10 protein-coding genes are annotated in these 16,399 nt (G+C 42.5%); 3 read left to right on the top strand and 7 right to left on the bottom strand.

The window, feature by feature from the left end:
- Positions 1-13: 13 nt before the first annotated feature.
- Positions 14-1,570: a cytochrome ubiquinol oxidase subunit I gene (locus IEY03_RS09110; RefSeq protein ID WP_188841056.1), complete on the bottom strand. Its 1,557-nt coding sequence runs from the start codon at positions 1,568-1,570 to the stop codon at positions 14-16.
- 1,356 nt (positions 1,571-2,926) lie between these two features.
- On the bottom strand, positions 2,927-6,808 hold the full coding sequence (purL, locus tag IEY03_RS09105; RefSeq protein WP_188841055.1) for a phosphoribosylformylglycinamidine synthase: 3,882 nt from the start codon (positions 6,806-6,808) through the stop codon (positions 2,927-2,929).
- Between the two features lie 426 nt (positions 6,809-7,234).
- Here purL and mltF point away from each other — a divergent pair, with 426 nt between their 5' ends.
- Positions 7,235-8,680: a membrane-bound lytic murein transglycosylase MltF gene (gene mltF, locus IEY03_RS09100; protein WP_188841054.1), complete on the top strand. Its 1,446-nt coding sequence runs from the start codon at positions 7,235-7,237 to the stop codon at positions 8,678-8,680.
- 238 nt (positions 8,681-8,918) lie between these two features.
- Here mltF and tadA read toward each other — a convergent pair whose 3' ends face one another.
- The 3 genes from tadA to guaB form a co-directional block, all read right to left on the bottom strand.
- Positions 8,919-9,467 carry a tRNA adenosine(34) deaminase TadA gene (gene tadA / locus IEY03_RS09095; RefSeq protein WP_188841053.1) on the bottom strand — a complete coding sequence of 183 codons (549 nt, stop codon included), beginning with the start codon at positions 9,465-9,467 and terminating at the stop codon, positions 8,919-8,921.
- A gap of 98 nt (positions 9,468-9,565) precedes the next feature.
- Positions 9,566-11,143 carry a glutamine-hydrolyzing GMP synthase gene (guaA, locus tag IEY03_RS09090; protein ID WP_188841052.1) on the bottom strand — a complete coding sequence of 526 codons (1,578 nt, stop codon included), beginning with the start codon at positions 11,141-11,143 and terminating at the stop codon, positions 9,566-9,568.
- 95 nt (positions 11,144-11,238) lie between these two features.
- Positions 11,239-12,711 carry an IMP dehydrogenase gene (gene guaB / locus IEY03_RS09085; protein ID WP_188841051.1) on the bottom strand — a complete coding sequence of 491 codons (1,473 nt, stop codon included), beginning with the start codon at positions 12,709-12,711 and terminating at the stop codon, positions 11,239-11,241.
- Positions 12,712-12,830: 119 nt separating this feature from the next.
- On the opposite strand from guaB, the gene xseA reads away from it, so the two are divergent.
- The gene (gene xseA, locus IEY03_RS09080) at positions 12,831-14,156 is read left to right on the top strand and encodes an exodeoxyribonuclease VII large subunit (protein ID WP_188841050.1); all 1,326 of its coding nucleotides are present in this window, start codon (positions 12,831-12,833) and stop codon (positions 14,154-14,156) included.
- An 88-nt stretch (positions 14,157-14,244) separates the two neighbouring features.
- Positions 14,245-14,478: a hypothetical protein gene (locus IEY03_RS09075; RefSeq protein WP_188841049.1), complete on the top strand. Its 234-nt coding sequence runs from the start codon at positions 14,245-14,247 to the stop codon at positions 14,476-14,478.
- A 123-nt stretch (positions 14,479-14,601) separates the two neighbouring features.
- On the opposite strand, the gene IEY03_RS09070 is transcribed toward IEY03_RS09075, so the two are convergent.
- Both IEY03_RS09070 and IEY03_RS09065 read right to left on the bottom strand, forming a co-directional pair.
- Complete coding sequence (locus IEY03_RS09070) at positions 14,602-15,261, bottom strand: YiaD family glycine zipper/OmpA-like lipoprotein (protein WP_188841048.1); 660 nt, start codon at positions 15,259-15,261, stop codon at positions 14,602-14,604.
- Between the two features lie 124 nt (positions 15,262-15,385).
- Positions 15,386-16,294 (bottom strand): choice-of-anchor H family protein, encoded by a 909-nt coding sequence (locus tag IEY03_RS09065; protein ID WP_229778259.1) that lies wholly within the window; start codon positions 16,292-16,294, stop codon positions 15,386-15,388.
- Positions 16,295-16,399: the final 105 nt, after the last annotated feature.

The following is a 16,399-nucleotide window of genomic DNA, read 5'->3' as shown; positions in this document are numbered from 1 at the left end:
TTAGGTCCTCTGATTAAGCATCTTGGTTTTCAAAATGATAACGGCCAGTCTTCATGCTGCTAGGGCCAAGACGAGCATACTTAAACATTAAGAACATCTCGATTACCAGTAATACTGAGTAGAACAAAGTAATTGAAATAATACTGAACCATAAGTCAGATGTCGTTAAGCTAGATGCCGACATGAAGGTAGGCAACACTTCTGAAATCGTCCAAGGTTGACGACCATATTCAGCCACAAACCAACCACACTCAATGGCAATCCAAGGTAATGGTAAGCCGTACAATGCCGCTTTAAGCACCCATTTTTTCTCAGCAATTTGATGGCGCGTACTTTGCCAAAATGCAGCAGCAAAGATAAACAGCATCAATATACCTGCGCCAACCATAATACGGAATGACCAGAACATAGGTGCGACATTAGGAATAGAATCTTTCGCAGCGGCTTTGATTTGCGCTTCAGTTGCATCAACCACATTTTCGGTATAACGCTTCAGTAATAAGCCATAGCCTAAATCGTGCTTAGTGGCTTCAAAATTATCACGCAGCTCCTGACTGGTATCGCCAGCACGCAGTTGTGTTAAGAATGAATAAGCAATCATACCGTTACGAATACGCACTTCATGCTCGTCGATTAAATCAATAATTCCGGTAACTTGTTCATCTAAAGAACGCGTTGCTATGATACCCATAGCAAATGGAATTTTAATCGCATAATCAGTGTGCATGGTTTCTTGATTAGGGAAACCTACCGCAGTAAAGGCTGCTGGAGCTGGCTCTGTGTGCCACTCAGCCTCAATGGCGGCTAGTTTTACTCGCTGTACTTCACCGACTTTATAGCCAGATTCATCACCCAGTACGATAACAGACAGAATGGACGCCATACCAAAGCTTGCTGCAATCGCAAACGAGCGACGAGCAAAAGGTAAGTCACGACCTTTTAGAATGTAATATGAACTGATTGCCAGAACGAACATGGCACCAGCCACATAGCCCGATGCTACGGTATGAACAAATTTAACCTGCGCAACTGGGTTGAAAATAACTTCAGCAAAACTGGTCATTTCCATGCGCATGGTTTCATAGTTAAATACAGAACCCACTGGGTTTTGCATCCAACCATTAGCAACCAAAATCCACAACGCAGACATATTTGAACCCAGCGCAACCAACCAGGTTACCGCTAAATGCTGACGTTTACTGAATCGGTCCCAACCAAAAAAGAACATACCCACTAAGGTTGATTCTAGGAAGAACGCCATCAGGCCTTCAATCGCCAATGGCGCCCCAAAAATATCACCTACATAGTGTGAAAAATATGACCAGTTGGTACCAAACTGGAATTCCATTGCCAAACCGGTGGTGACACCTAAGGCAAAGTTAATTCCGAATAATTTACCCCAAAACTTAGTCATATCTTTATATATCTGCTTATCTGTCATCACATAAAGTGACTCCATGATCGCCAGAATAAAAGCTAGACCTAATGTGAGGGGAACAAATAAAAAGTGATACATGGCTGTCAGCGCGAATTGTAAACGCGATAGCTCAACTACCTCTTCGATAATCATTGGCGACTCCTTACTTCAGTACAACCAAATGCAAATTAAACAACATACCTGTTGCCAATATAGGTGTTTACTTATTTACATCTAACCAACGGGGTTAACACCAATCGTTAATAAAGTGTTAAAGCACAAGGTTACTGCAATAAATTACTCGTGTGATTACAACATGAAACCTGAACAAATAACCCGCTCAACATCTCATTTAAAGCAAAAGCGTGAGCTTGCTTTGTGCAAACTTATTCAAATATGAATTTAAGCATTACTATCAGCTACTTATATTTAGAATAAATTCAGAATACGCTGATTTTATACCATTGAAAATTGACCTAAATCAATCTAAGTTGCAGCTTTTAGTGGGTTTTGAGTATGCGCGCATAATACCAAACTTGAGATATTGACAATCACACAATTCATTGTTAGGGAAATTATCATAAATTTATAACATTCATTACTAATGTAGACAATTAACCAGTAACAACAACCAAAGCGACAACACCAAAGCATTAACAAATAAAACCATAGATATACTAACTACAACCAATAACAAAAAAGAATATAAAACAACAAGATAAACAAAATACCCAGCAAAATGAAAATATTAAAGATTAGAAAAACTAATCGCAAATATCATTTTTACTAGTTTGAAAGTCTTCATTAAGCTCGGTATCATACACACATTAAGAAAACGAGTAGCATTTATGCCAGGGAGCCGTTGACTTAACCCTAAGGTATTTAACGTTCTTTGATGAACCAAACTATTGAGAGATGTTGCTATGACTAAAATATTTGAAAACGTTGTCAACTTGTACAAACGTGCTTTTGTTGAGATGTACACAGCTAAAGAAGTGAAGTAAATCACTGCCCCAGTTTACGTTTTGTTAGCGCAAAACAGTCAATGTTGTGATTAACCAATACGATAATTGACACAAAAAAGCCCATTCTATTATGAATGGGCTTTTTTACGTCTGTGCCTGTTGTATTGTCTGATAATGCTTTGACGAAACAGCTAAGTAACCTCAACTCGAGTTAAGAGATGAATAGATGAGATTTAAAATACTCTATAGCTTACAGTCAAACTTGAGCTTGGTACTGATAACAAGGTGCATTTAAGCGTAATGGCAGGTCTATTGCAATTCACCCCAGTTAGCGGTGCAAAGGGCTGTTTGTTACGCATTTATTATCCCGAACTTAAGTTAAATATATTCGCACTGAATGATTTTTAACGGGTTAAAGTGGTTCAGGCATATTCCAGCCAATCTGTTCAAACACATTTCAGAGCAGACACCTTCCAATACAGGATATTTGTTAACAAAAAAGGCGACTTTACAGTCGCCTTTTATATCGGGTTAAAATTGTTTACTAACCAATTTTAACGCGCGCATTGCGGAACATACGCATCCATGGGCTATCTTCGCCCCACTCTTCAGGATGCCATGAGTTGGCAACAGTTCTAAATACTCGCTCAGGATGCGGCATCATGATTGTCACACGACCATCTGTAGTACAAATGCCCGTTAATCCATTTGGTGAACCATTAGGGTTTAATGGATATTGAGTTGCAATTTGACCATGACCATCCACGTAGCGCAGTGCAATTGTGCCAGAAGCTTCTGCTTTTGCTAATGCATCTGCAGTGGCAAACTCAGCTAAACCTTCACCATGCGAAACGGCAATAGGCATACGCGAGCCAACCATTCCTTCAAAAAATACTGATGGTGTTTGCTGTACTTCAACTAGACTGAAGCGTGCTTCAAAACGCTCAGAGCGGTTACGCACAAAGTGAGGCCAATGCTCGCTGCCTGGAATAATTTCTTTCAGGTTCGACAACATTTGGCAACCGTTACACACACCTAATGCAATGCTTGAATCACGTTCAAAGAAACGACTGAACTCATCACGGGCACGGGCATTAAATAGAATGGACTTAGCCCAACCTTCACCAGCACCTAATACGTCACCGTAAGAGAATCCACCACAAGCGACTAAGCCCTGGAACTCTTCTAAGCTAATACGACCCGAAAGAATGTCAGACATATGCACGTCACGACTTTCAAAACCCGCCCGGTCAAATGCTGCAGCCATTTCAATATGAGAGTTAACACCTTGCTCACGTAAAATAGCCATTTTAGGTGCAGCGCCCTTCAATATATAAGGGGCGGCAACATCTTCACTTGGGTCAAATCCTAATTTAACGGTTAAGCCCGGCGCATCAGCTTGTTGCTTAAGCTCATACTCTTCTTGTGCACATGATGGATTATCACGCAGAGACTGCATGCGGTAAGTCGTTTCTGACCATAAAGTACGCAGTGCTGTGCGGCTATTTTGATAGATAATCCGCTCACCATCAGTAATCTTGATGTTATCAGCAGAGTGTAAACCACCGATGTGATGACATGTCACGCCTTTCGCTTCAAACTGTGCGGCAATGTTTGCCGCATCGGCTTGACTAACCTGAATCACAGCGCCTAATTCTTCGTTAAATAAACGCTCTAAATCAGTACCGTTTAGTGAGGCTAAATCGATGTTTAATCCACTGTTACCAGCAAATGCCATTTCAACTAAAGTGGTGAATAAACCACCGTCACTGCGGTCGTGATAAGCAATAACAGATTGGTCTGCAACTAATGTTTGCATCACTTCAAAGAAGCCTGCAAGGTTAGCCGTTTTATCTAAAGTAGGGGCAATATCACCTAATTCACTATAAACCTGCGCTAAACAAGAACCACCTAAACGATTTAGACCATTGCTTAAATCCAACATTAATAAGGCAGTATCACCTTTATCAGTGCGAAGTTCAGGCGTCACAGTTTTACGAATATCTTGCACCACACCAAAAGCGGTGATCACCAATGACATAGGTGAAGTGACGGTTTTTTGGCTGCCGTTCTCTTCCCATGCCGTTTTCATTGACATTGAATCTTTGCCAACAGGAATGGTAATCCCTAGCTCTGGACATAAATCTTCGCCAATCGCTTTAACCGCTTGATAAAGACCAGCATCCTCACCAGGATGGCCTGCTGGCGACATCCAGTTTGCAGATAGCTTAATACGCTTGAATGAGCCAATATCAGTACCAGCAATGTTCATAATAGATTCAGCCACCGCCATACGGGCAGAAGCATCAAAATCAAGTAAGGCTAGCGGCGTACGCTCACCCATTGACATGGCTTCACCACAATAGCTGTCATAACTTGATGCAGTAACCGCACAGTCAGCAACAGGAACCTGCCAAGGGCCGACTAATTGATCGCGATTCACTAAGCCTGTTACTGAACGGTCACCAATGGTGATTAAGAACGTTTTATCAGCAACCGTAGGTAGCGTAAGAATACGCTTAACTGCCTCAGCTAAATCAATTTTAGATTGATCTAACGCTGGTGATACCGCTTTGGCCGAAACTACATCACGGCTCATTTTAGGCGCTTTACCCAATAACACTTCAAGCGGTAAATCGATAGGCTTGTTGTTAAAGTGGCTGTCGGCAAGCGTTAAGTGCATTTCTTCAGTTGCTTCACCCACAACGGCAAAAGGAGCACGTTCGCGGGCACAAATATCTGCAAATTGTTGTAAGTTTTCTGGCGCCACTGATAACACATAACGTTCTTGTGACTCGTTACACCAGATCTCAAGCGGACTCATGCCTGGCTCATCTGAAGGCACGTTACGTAAATTGAACACCCCGCCACGGTCGCCATCGTTAACTAACTCAGGGAACGCATTCGATAACCCACCCGCGCCAACGTCGTGAATAAATTGGATTGGGTTGGCGGCACCTAACTGCCAACAACGGTCGATCACTTCCTGACAACGACGTTCCATTTCTGGGTTTTCACGTTGTACTGAAGCAAAATCGAGATCTTCACTAGACTGACCCGATGCCATAGATGATGCAGCACCACCACCTAAACCTATGTTCATTGCCGGACCACCAAGCACAATAAGTTTGGCGCCAACGGTAATTTCACCTTTCTGCACATGCTCATCACGAATGTTACCTAAACCACCGGCAATCATAATTGGCTTGTGGTAACCACGTACTTCAACGCCGTTGTGACTCGACACTTGTTGCTCATAAGTACGGAAATATCCGGTTAAAGCAGGACGACCGAATTCGTTGTTAAATGCAGCGCCGCCCAATGGGCCTTCTAACATAATTTCTAGCGGAGTCACGATACGATCTGGCTTGCCGTAGTCACCTTCCCACGGCTGAACAAAGCCAGGGATCTTTAAGTTAGACACAGTAAAGCCCGTTAAACCCGCTTTAGGTTTTGAGCCACGTCCCGTTGCACCTTCATCACGAATTTCACCACCAGAACCGGTAGCTGCGCCAGGATATGGGCTAATCGCTGTTGGGTGATTGTGGGTTTCCACTTTCATCAACACGTGCATTGGCTCAGTGTGATAATTGTAAACGCCATCGGGATCTGGGAAGAAACGACCAGCAACAGGGCCCGTCATAACCGCTGCGTTATCTTTATAGGCTGATAACACGTTATCTGGGGTCACTTCAAAGGTGTTTTTAATCATTTTGAACAATGATTTTGGCTGAACTTCACCATCAATTGTCCAATCAGCATTAAAAATTTTATGGCGACAATGTTCAGAGTTAGCCTGAGCAAACATCATCAGTTCGATGTCATTTGGATTACGCTTTAAACGAACAAAGTTCTCAACTAAATAATCAATTTCGTCTTCAGCTAGAGCAAGCCCTAACTTAACGTTAGCCACTTCAAGAGCACGGCGACCTTCGGCAAGAATGTTGACACTGTTAAATTTGGCAGGTTCAGTGCGTTTAAATAACACTTCAGCACCAGCGAAATCAGTTAACACCACTTCCATCATGCGGTCATGTAATAACGCTAATAATTGCTGTTGTTGCTCATTTGATAGCTCAGCAGATCCCACGTAATAAGCAATACCGCGTTCTAAACGCTTTACTTTACCTAAGCCACAATTACGTGCGATGTCAGTGGCTTTAGAAGACCAAGGTGAAATAGTACCAGGACGAGGGGTGATAAAAACTAATTGACCTTGCGGGGCGTGTGACTCAATGGCTGGGCCATAGGTCAAGATCCGTTCAAGCTGAACACGCTCATTATCATCTAGTTGTTCAGTTAAATCTGCTAAATGTATATATTCAGCGTAGATACTTTTCACAGGAAGATCTGCGCTGTCGCAGGCCTCCATGAGTTTTTGAACTCTAAATGCAGAAAGTGCAGGGGCTCCGCGAATGATTTCCATTACGTCTATTCACCTTATAAATTATATAGGAGGGTCAGAATTGGCGCTATTATAGGGAATTGCACCGTACAAATCACCTGCCATACAGTTTGAAAACAGTGTTTCCTTTTAGGCAAAATATCATGGTTGATTTGCAATATTTTCTCACCAGACAAAAGCATCAATTTACGATTTAAAAACGCACAGACGAAAAAATATCATTGTTGTTATGCTGCCAAACATCAGTATAAATAAAAATTATTGTTCAATGTAAAACCACCAAGCAGCCTACTTTTTAACCACAGCTATGCGATTTCAATAACACCTGTTAAAATAGGTCCGATAACAAGCCCTACAGCTCAGCTATTTGTTCTTTCTTACTTAGCTTTATAACAGCAATTCATTTCGATTCTTAACGTTATTCTAGAAAGTAATTGATTAATAATTATGATAAAAAAATTATTTGTCATTTTGTTTGCGGTTACACTGATCGCTTGTCAGCCAGTTGAAATACCACAATCAGAAGACATTATATCTCCAGTGTCTGAACGTACCGAACTTCGCGTCGGCACGCTTTATGGACCGCAAATTTATCTTAACTCTGAAGAGTTAGGAGAGTCCGGCTTTGACTTTGAAATGGCCAATAAATTTGCTGATTACCTAGGGTTACCATTACAAATGGTTCCTTTCACTAACCGCAAACAACTGTTTCAAGCCCTTAAAGACGGTAAAATTGATATCATTGCCGCAGGCATCGCCAAAACCCCCAACCGTTCTCAACAATTTAAACTGGGTCCTACCATGTACAAAGTAAACCAGGTGTTGGTTTACAAAGAAGGTACGCCTGAGCCAAAAGATATCGCGACTTTACCAGGTGAAATTACAGTAGCTTCACATTCGTCATCGGTTCATACCTTGACTCAATTACAAAAAAACCATCCAGATCTCGCTTGGAATCAGGTTAACGATCAAGATTATGATGATTTGTTTGCATTAGTGGCTAATGGTGACATCAATTACACCATTTCAGACTCTAACAGCCTATTGATAAACCAGCGTTTTTTACCTGAATTACGCGCGGGGATGATTTTAGAAGAGAAACTAGAAGTCGTTTGGCTTTTACCCGCAGATGAAAGCGATCGTTTAATGAGCAAACTGCTGGCGTTTTGGCATAAAGAAAAACGTGCTGGCACCTTAGAGCATTTAAATGAAAAATATTTTGGCCATGTAAAACGTTTTGATTATGTCGACACCCGTGCCTTTATTCGCGCAATTGATAACGTGTTACCTGAATATCGGACGATGTTCGAGCAGTACGCTGGTGATTTCGATTGGCGCAAACTTGCCGCCACCAGCTACCAGGAGTCACATTGGAACCCATCAGCTCGCTCACCTACTGGCGTCAGAGGCATGATGATGCTGACACGCCCAACGGCTGAATATGTTGGTGTGAATGATCGCCTTGATGCTGAACAAAGTATTCGTGGTGGTGCGATTTACCTTAAAGACATGATAGATCGTTTACCGGAATCGATCCCTGATAGTCAACGTATCTGGTTTGCGCTAGCGTCCTATAATATTGGAATGGGTCACGTTGAAGATGCGCGACGATTAACTGAATCAATGGGTATGGATCCCAGTTCTTGGCGAGATGTAAAAAAAGTATTGCCATTACTTCAGCAATCTAAATATTATAAACAGACACGTTATGGTTATGCTCGCGGTAGTGAAGCTGTGCATTATGTTGATAGTATCCGCCGTTACTATGACACTCTTGTGTGGGTTGATAATCAATCTAAGCAAATGGAACAACTGACCCCAGAAGATGAAACAGAAGCCGTGGCAGAAGTTAATAGCAACTTAACGCAAAGCACACTCACGCCTAAAGGCTAATCGTGAGTTAAGATTATGGAGTAATTATGAGAAGACGTTTGATCAGCAATATCAGTTCTCGCAGACGCGTGATGTTAAAGCTGCAAAAAAGACGCATTAAGAACAGGCAGCACTCTTTCTTTTCTTTCCAAACAACGGATGCTTAGGCATCCGTTTTTATTCTGTTATTTCGCCGCACATGGACGAGAAGTAAATTCAACACAGTTAGCAATGCAAACGGCGGTTTACTATTGACAGATTAATCCGCGCTGGGGTTATTTAATGCCCTCGCCTGCTTTAAAGCTTTAATTTCCTGTCTGCGGCGTTTAAAAAAAGCACTTAATTGTGCGCCGCATTCATCTGCCATCACTCCTGATGTCACTTCTAACTGATGGTTAAACTGAGCATGTTGCAATAAATTAATCACACTGCCTGCGGCGCCTGTTTTTAAATCGTCCGCGCCATACACCACACGTTTAATGCGCCCGTGAACTATGGCACCCGCACACATAGCGCAAGGTTCTAAAGTGACGTATAAAGTGGTGTCGAGCATACGATAATTCTCTAACACTTGCCCCGCTTGGCGAATACATTCCATTTCAGCATGGGCAGTTGGATCATGATTTAGGATACTTAAGTTAAAGCCACTTGCGATCATCACATCATCTTTTACAAGTACCGCTCCCACAGGCACCTCACCTTTAAGCTCTGCCTGCTGTGCTAATTGCATCGCAAGGGTCATCCACTTTTGGTCGGTTGCTTGCTGTTGTAAATCAAGGGGATCTATCACATGTTCGCTTTGAGTCACTTACCTAACCTAACAAAATCAATAATGGTTATATTCTAACAAATAAAAAAGACGCCGAAGCGTCTTTTTTTCAAAGTATCAGCTGACACTCAATGAGATTATTCCCATTCAATCGTCGCAGGTGGTTTACCCGAAATATCGTAAACCACACGTGAAATACCATCTACTTCATTGATAATACGATTAGAGACACGACCTAAGAAATCATAAGGTAAGTGTGCCCAATGCGCGGTCATAAAGTCGATTGTTTCTACGGCACGAAGTGATACAACCCAATCATATTTACGGCCATCACCCATTACGCCAACGGAGCGAACAGGTAAAAACACGGTAAATGCCTGGCTAACTTTGTTGTACAAATCGGCTTTATGCAATTCTTCAATGAAGATAGCATCTGCACGGCGCAATAAATCACAGTATTCTTTCTTAACTTCACCAAGAACACGTACCCCAAGACCAGGTCCAGGGAACGGATGACGATAAAGCATATTGTATGGTAGACCTAGTTCTAAGCCGATTTTACGTACTTCATCTTTAAATAATTCACGTAATGGCTCAACGAGACCGAGTTCCATGTCATCTGGTAAGCCACCCACATTGTGGTGCGACTTAATCACATGCGCTTTACCTGTTGCACTACCCGCAGATTCAATCACATCAGGGTAAATGGTGCCCTGTGCTAACCATTTTGCGTTGGCACACTTTTTCGATTCTTCATCAAAAATTTCAACAAACACGCGGCCAATGATTTTACGCTTAGCTTCAGGATCGGCAACACCGGCCATTGCATCTAAGAAGCGATTTTCTGCATCAACATGGATGATATTCAGTCCGAAGTGATCGCCAAACATTTCCATCACTTGAGCGGCTTCGTTTAAACGCAATAAACCGTTATCCACAAACACACAAGTCAACTTGCTGCCAATCGCGCGATGTAACAACATTGCCACTACTGATGAGTCAACACCACCCGATAAACCAAGGATAACTTCGTCATCACCAATTTGTTTTTTCAAACGTTCAATCGCATCTTCAATAATTGAAGAGGGTTTCCAGTTTGCTGGGCAACCACATATTTCAAGCGCAAAATGCTCAAGCATACGCTTACCTTGACGGGTATGGGTTACTTCAGGGTGGAATTGCACGCCATAGAATTGCTTGTCTTCATTCGCCATAGCCGCATAAGGACAAGTCTCAGTTTTTGCAACGGCCACAAACCCTTCAGGGATGGCAGAGACTTTATCTCCGTGACTCATCCATACATCAAGTAATGGCTTGCCGTCAGCGCTAATGGCATCTTCAATGCTTTTGAATAAAGCTGAGGTAGTTTGTAATTCAATTTGGGCGTAACCAAATTCACCTTCTCCCACACCTTGAATCACTTTACCGCCAAGTTGCTCTGACATGGTCTGCATGCCATAACAGATACCTAAAACAGGTACACCCGCGTTAAACACATATTCAGGGGCACGTGGAGAATTGTCAGCAGTTACGCTTTCTGGGCCACCGGCTAAAATAATACCATTTGGGGCAAAGCCGCGAATTTGCTCTTCGGTGACATCCCATGCCCAAAGTTCACAATAAACGCCAATTTCGCGAATACGGCGGGCAATAAGTTGGGTGTACTGAGAACCAAAATCAAGGATCAGTATCTTATGCTCGTGGATATTACTCATGGAGTACCTTCAAATAATGATTAATGCACTAACTTAAACTGTGTTTAAGTCATTAAATAGATAAACAAGAGCGGCTTACGCCGCCCTAATTCACACTAAGAACCTGAACGGTAGTTCGGCGCTTCTTTGGTAATCGTCACGTCATGAACGTGTGACTCACCCATACCTGCTGAGGTTACTTTTACAAATTGCGCTTTTTCATTAAGATCTTTAATGGTCGCACAACCTGTTAAGCCCATACATGAACGCAAGCCGCCCATGTGCTGATGGATAATTTCTTTGAGTTTACCTTTATATGGCACGCGACCTTCAATACCCTCTGGTACTAATTTGTCAGCGGCGTTGTCACTTTGGAAGTAACGATCTGATGAGCCTTGAGTTTGACCCATTGCCCCTAGCGATCCCATACCACGGTATGATTTATAAGCACGGCCTTTATACAGTTCGGTTTCACCTGGTGCTTCATCAGTACCAGCAAACATTGAACCGGCCATGATGCATGATGCACCAGCGGCTAAAGCTTTTGCTAAGTCACCAGAAAAACGTACACCACCATCGGCGATGACTGGAATACCCAGTGCTTTAACAGCTTCAGCGGCATCTGATACCGCGGTAATTTGCGGCACACCTACACCAGTAACAATACGTGTCGTACAAATTGAACCAGGGCCAATACCCACTTTAACCGCATTAACACCCGCTTCAACTAACGCTAATGCGCCACTTGCTGTAGCTACGTTACCGCCAACAATTTGTAAATCTGGGTATTTTGCACGGGTATCACGAATACGTTGTAATACGCCTTCAGAATGACCATGCGATGAGTCAATCAATAACACGTCAACACCCGCTTTGACTAACGCATCAACACGCTCTTCATTACCAGGACCCGCACCCACAGCCGCACCCACGCGTAAACGACCTAATTCATCTTTACAGGCATTAGGTTTACGTTCTGCTTTTTCGAAGTCTTTTACTGTGATTAAGCCTTTTAGCTTGAAGTTATCATCAACCACTAACACTTTTTCAATACGGTGTGAGTGCATCAGTTTTTGTACTTCATCTAACTTAGTGCCTTCAGCAACAGTCACTAGACGCTCTTTTGGCGTCATCATGTGTGATACGTTTTTGCTCCAATCAGTCACAAAACGCACGTCACGACCAGTAATAATACCCACAAGTTCATGGGCATCATTAACCACTGGGTAGCCAGCAAAACCGTTTTTCTCGGTTAATAGACGTAAATCTGTCAGGCTAGTAGATGGAGTAACAGTCACTGGATCTTGAACAATACCAGCTTCATAACTTTTAACTTTACGAACTTCTTCGGCTTGTTGCTCAATACTCATGTTTTTGTGAACAAAACCTAAACCACCTTCTTGTGCGATAGCAATTGCAAGACGTGACTCTGTCACTGTATCCATGGCAGCTGAAACAAGTGGGATATTGAGTTCGATTTTATTCGTTAAACGCGTTTTGAGAACAGCGGTATTAGGGAGTACGGTCGAGTGGGCAGGAACCAACAACACATCATCAAAGGTTAGTGCATCTTTCAGTAAACGTAGCATGGCAACATCTCCCTATTTAAGTAGGATTTGAGGTGAAATATTGCGGCGGGATTATACCTTGCATATTGGGGTTGGTAAATGGAAAATAGGATTTTATTACCTTTAGAATAAGAAAAGACATGAGTGCCACAAAAGACAATGTTTATACCGTGTCCAAATTAAACGGTGAAGTAAGGCAAATTCTGGAAGGTCAATTGGGTAAGATTTGGCTTAATGCCGAAATATCCAATTTTTCTTCGCCTTCTTCTGGCCATTGGTATCTCACCCTTAAAGATAACTTTTCCCAAATACGTTGCGCCATGTTTAAAGGTCGTAACCAATCTGTGCGCTTTCGGCCGGTCAATGGTCAGCAGGTGTTAGTCAAAGGCGCAATTAGCGTTTATGAGCCTCGCGGTGACTATCAATTACTCATTGAGTCGATGTTGCCAGCCGGTGACGGTTTATTAGCCCAAGAGTACGAAGCCCTAAAAATGAAATTGGCAGCGGAAGGATTATTTGCCGCTGAAACCAAACGCCCGTTACCGGATAATATCCAACGAATTGGTGTGATCACCTCTGCAACAGGCGCAGCGCTTCGAGATGTATTACATGTATTAGCAAGGCGTGACCCCTCTATCGAGGTAATAGTTTACCCCACTCAAGTGCAAGGTGGAGCTGCTAGCCAATTAATTTGTAATGCGATTCAACAAGCTAATCGTCGTCTTGAGGTAGATGTATTACTTCTAACCCGTGGTGGTGGCTCTTTAGAAGACCTATGGTGCTTTAATAATGAATTACTTGCCCATGCCATTTATAACAGTGCGATACCCATTGTCAGCGCGGTAGGACACGAAATTGACACCACTATTAGTGATTACGTTGCCGATGTACGTGCACCTACGCCCTCTGCTGGGGCAGAGTTATTATCCAAAGACAAAGGCAATAAAACCGAAAAGCTAGCCTTGATGTTATCAAGATTGCAACAAAGCATACGTCACTACCAACTTCATCAAACCAGTCAACTGGTGGATTTACACCATCAATTACAACGCCACGATCCCGCTAGGCGCTTACAACAATTTGAACAAGGTTTTGATGAAATGCAAATGCGCCTAGACAATGCCTTGCAACATCGCCTGAATCGATTAGCAATGCAACAGCAACAATTGCATAGCCGACTACAGCAGTGCTCACCGGTAAATAGCTTAAAAGTAGAACGTAATCGATTGCAGTTTTTAGCATCACGATTCGACGATGCCAGTAAAAGTTACTTTCGTCAGGCTGATTTGCGCTTGCAACATGCGGTACATCAACTGGAAACGGTCAGCCCATTATCAACCTTAACTCGGGGCTATTCGATTACCAAACTGAATGACTGCGTTGTTACAGATTCTTCAAAAGTGAGCAAGGGCGATGTACTAACAACCCAGTTGAAACAAGGGAGTGTGCGATCAAGCGTCATTTAATGCCGCAGTGCTTCACTTAATGAGTTTGCTGTAAATGGTACGCAACTGTATATGACTGAAACGAATTATTAGAGAAGGACTTCTATCTATGAGCATAAATGCAACTGTGTTTGGCCAACTGTTTATTGTCTGGCTAGCTATCGCAACTATCATCATTGCCGTGCTGGCAAAGCGTAAAACTCAAAGCCCCATATTGGTGACTGTAATTGGTTTTATCGCCAGTTTTATTCCCCTTATCAGTATCGGGATGATGATCATGTTGGCACTTAAAAATGATATCCATACCCCTGACAGCAAAACAGCCTCCAGCGTCAAAGTATAGGTTGTTTTATGATGTACTGATAATAACCCCCCTTTCTTATTGACTGACAGTATCTTATTCGCTGAACGTTGAATAACAAAAAGCCACCTTGCGGTGGCTTGATTGTTTTTCAATCACTTAGTTTTAGCCGATTGGTGTAAGCATAATTTCTACACGACGGTTTTGTGCTCTACCCGCAGCGTCAACATTCGATGCTATCGGCTGGCTTTCACCCATTCCCGTTGAAGAAACTCGACCACCACTGACCTTTTGACTGGTAATGTACTGCGCCACTTCGCTGGCACGCACCTGTGATAAACGTAGGTTATAAGAATCTGAACCTGAACTGTCAGTATGGCCAATCACATTAAGACGGGTTTTATCATACTCTTTGGCTACCAGCACAACACTGTCCAAAACTGATTTAGCACGTTGACTAAGTACAGTCTGATCGACATCAAAGGTAACATCATTAGGCATATTCAAAATAATATTGTCGCCATTACGCGTTACGCCAACACCCGTTGATTTTAATTGCTGACGCAGTTTAGATTCTTGCACATCCATGTAATAACCAATACCGCCGCCCACTGCTGCGCCCGATGCCGCGCCAATTAATGCACCTTTACCGCGATCTTTTTTACTTGATGAGGCTACGCCAATAGCAGCGCCACCAATAGCACCAATAATGGCACCGTTTGTGGCTTTGCTGTTTTCCGCTTCGCCAGTATATGGATTAGGTAACTGACAACCTGATAAAAGTATCGCCCCAGAGACGAAAAGCACTTTATATTTGTTTTGCATGATTTTAACACTCACTTATACATTACTCTTCATTACACACTTGTTTCGCAGTGCCATAAACTATGGCGAGCAAGTGAAAACGATAATTGATGATTGTATCGATAACTTAAGCTTTTGGGTTAATCTATTTTCCGTTTGTTGCCCGTCTGCTGAATAAGCCAGCAATCAGAAGGAATAATGCCCCCCATGACAAACTTCCTCCCCCTACGATAACCACTTCTTCAACAATTTCTTGTTCATACACCACATCTCGATCATGACTTTCCAGTGCTAAAGCATATAAACCATCGGATTCATCGGCACTTAATGTCGCCACCACTTCAGGATAACCATATTCATAAAGGTCGATAAGCACATCGTAAAAATCCGTTTGATAGCCTTGGCTCAAAGTGGTTAACACCTCAAAGTCATCATCTTCTGATTGGCCATAAATGGTGAAAACATCCGTAGTGTAATAATGTTCCCACGGACCACCATTACGGCTTAGATACATTTCAGCATAAACATTTGCCGGCTCATTTAGGGTGTAGCCATAAACATCGGCATCAAATGTCACACTGAAAGTTTGATAAAATCCATCCTGATCTAAGTCATCAAATAAACGGCTATAAGCTTCGAAGATTGCAAAGTCACGGTAGCCAATCACACTTTGCTGAGCCTGTTGCACCTGCGTTCTATCAATAGTCACCTTAGTATTCGCCGTCATTGTTTGCGGCTTCACTACAGATAAATCTGGCGGCGACAGCTGACCTTGTTGATAGGCGGCAATGCGATCATCACGCGACACAAAATCTTTTTTGGTAATAATCTGCTGCTTAGCATTTAATTTAAGCTTTTCAATTTGTTTGTGTTTATCTTCATTACTAAAACCGTCTAGTTGTCCCTTCATCATACGACCTTCACTCACGGCCTGTATTGTCGCTACAGCCTCCTGGGCAGTGACTAAAGGAGAGATGGTTAATCCAGCCATCATCAAAGTGGCAAAAGCGGCTTGTTTTGTTTGACTTAATAACGACACATTATGCGATTTCATAATCATTCCTTAATGGCTTTACGCTTGAGTGCATTAGAAACGATTCAAAATGAATCCAAGCTGAACAGAAAATTTTTTTATTCAGACTCTATTCATTTTGATTAC

This window comes from Shewanella aestuarii, assembly GCF_014647215.1.
Taxonomy (GTDB): Bacteria; Pseudomonadota; Gammaproteobacteria; order Enterobacterales; family Shewanellaceae; genus Shewanella; species Shewanella aestuarii.
Note: the sequence above shows the minus strand (reverse complement) of the source record. Positions and strands in the feature narration are given on the sequence as shown.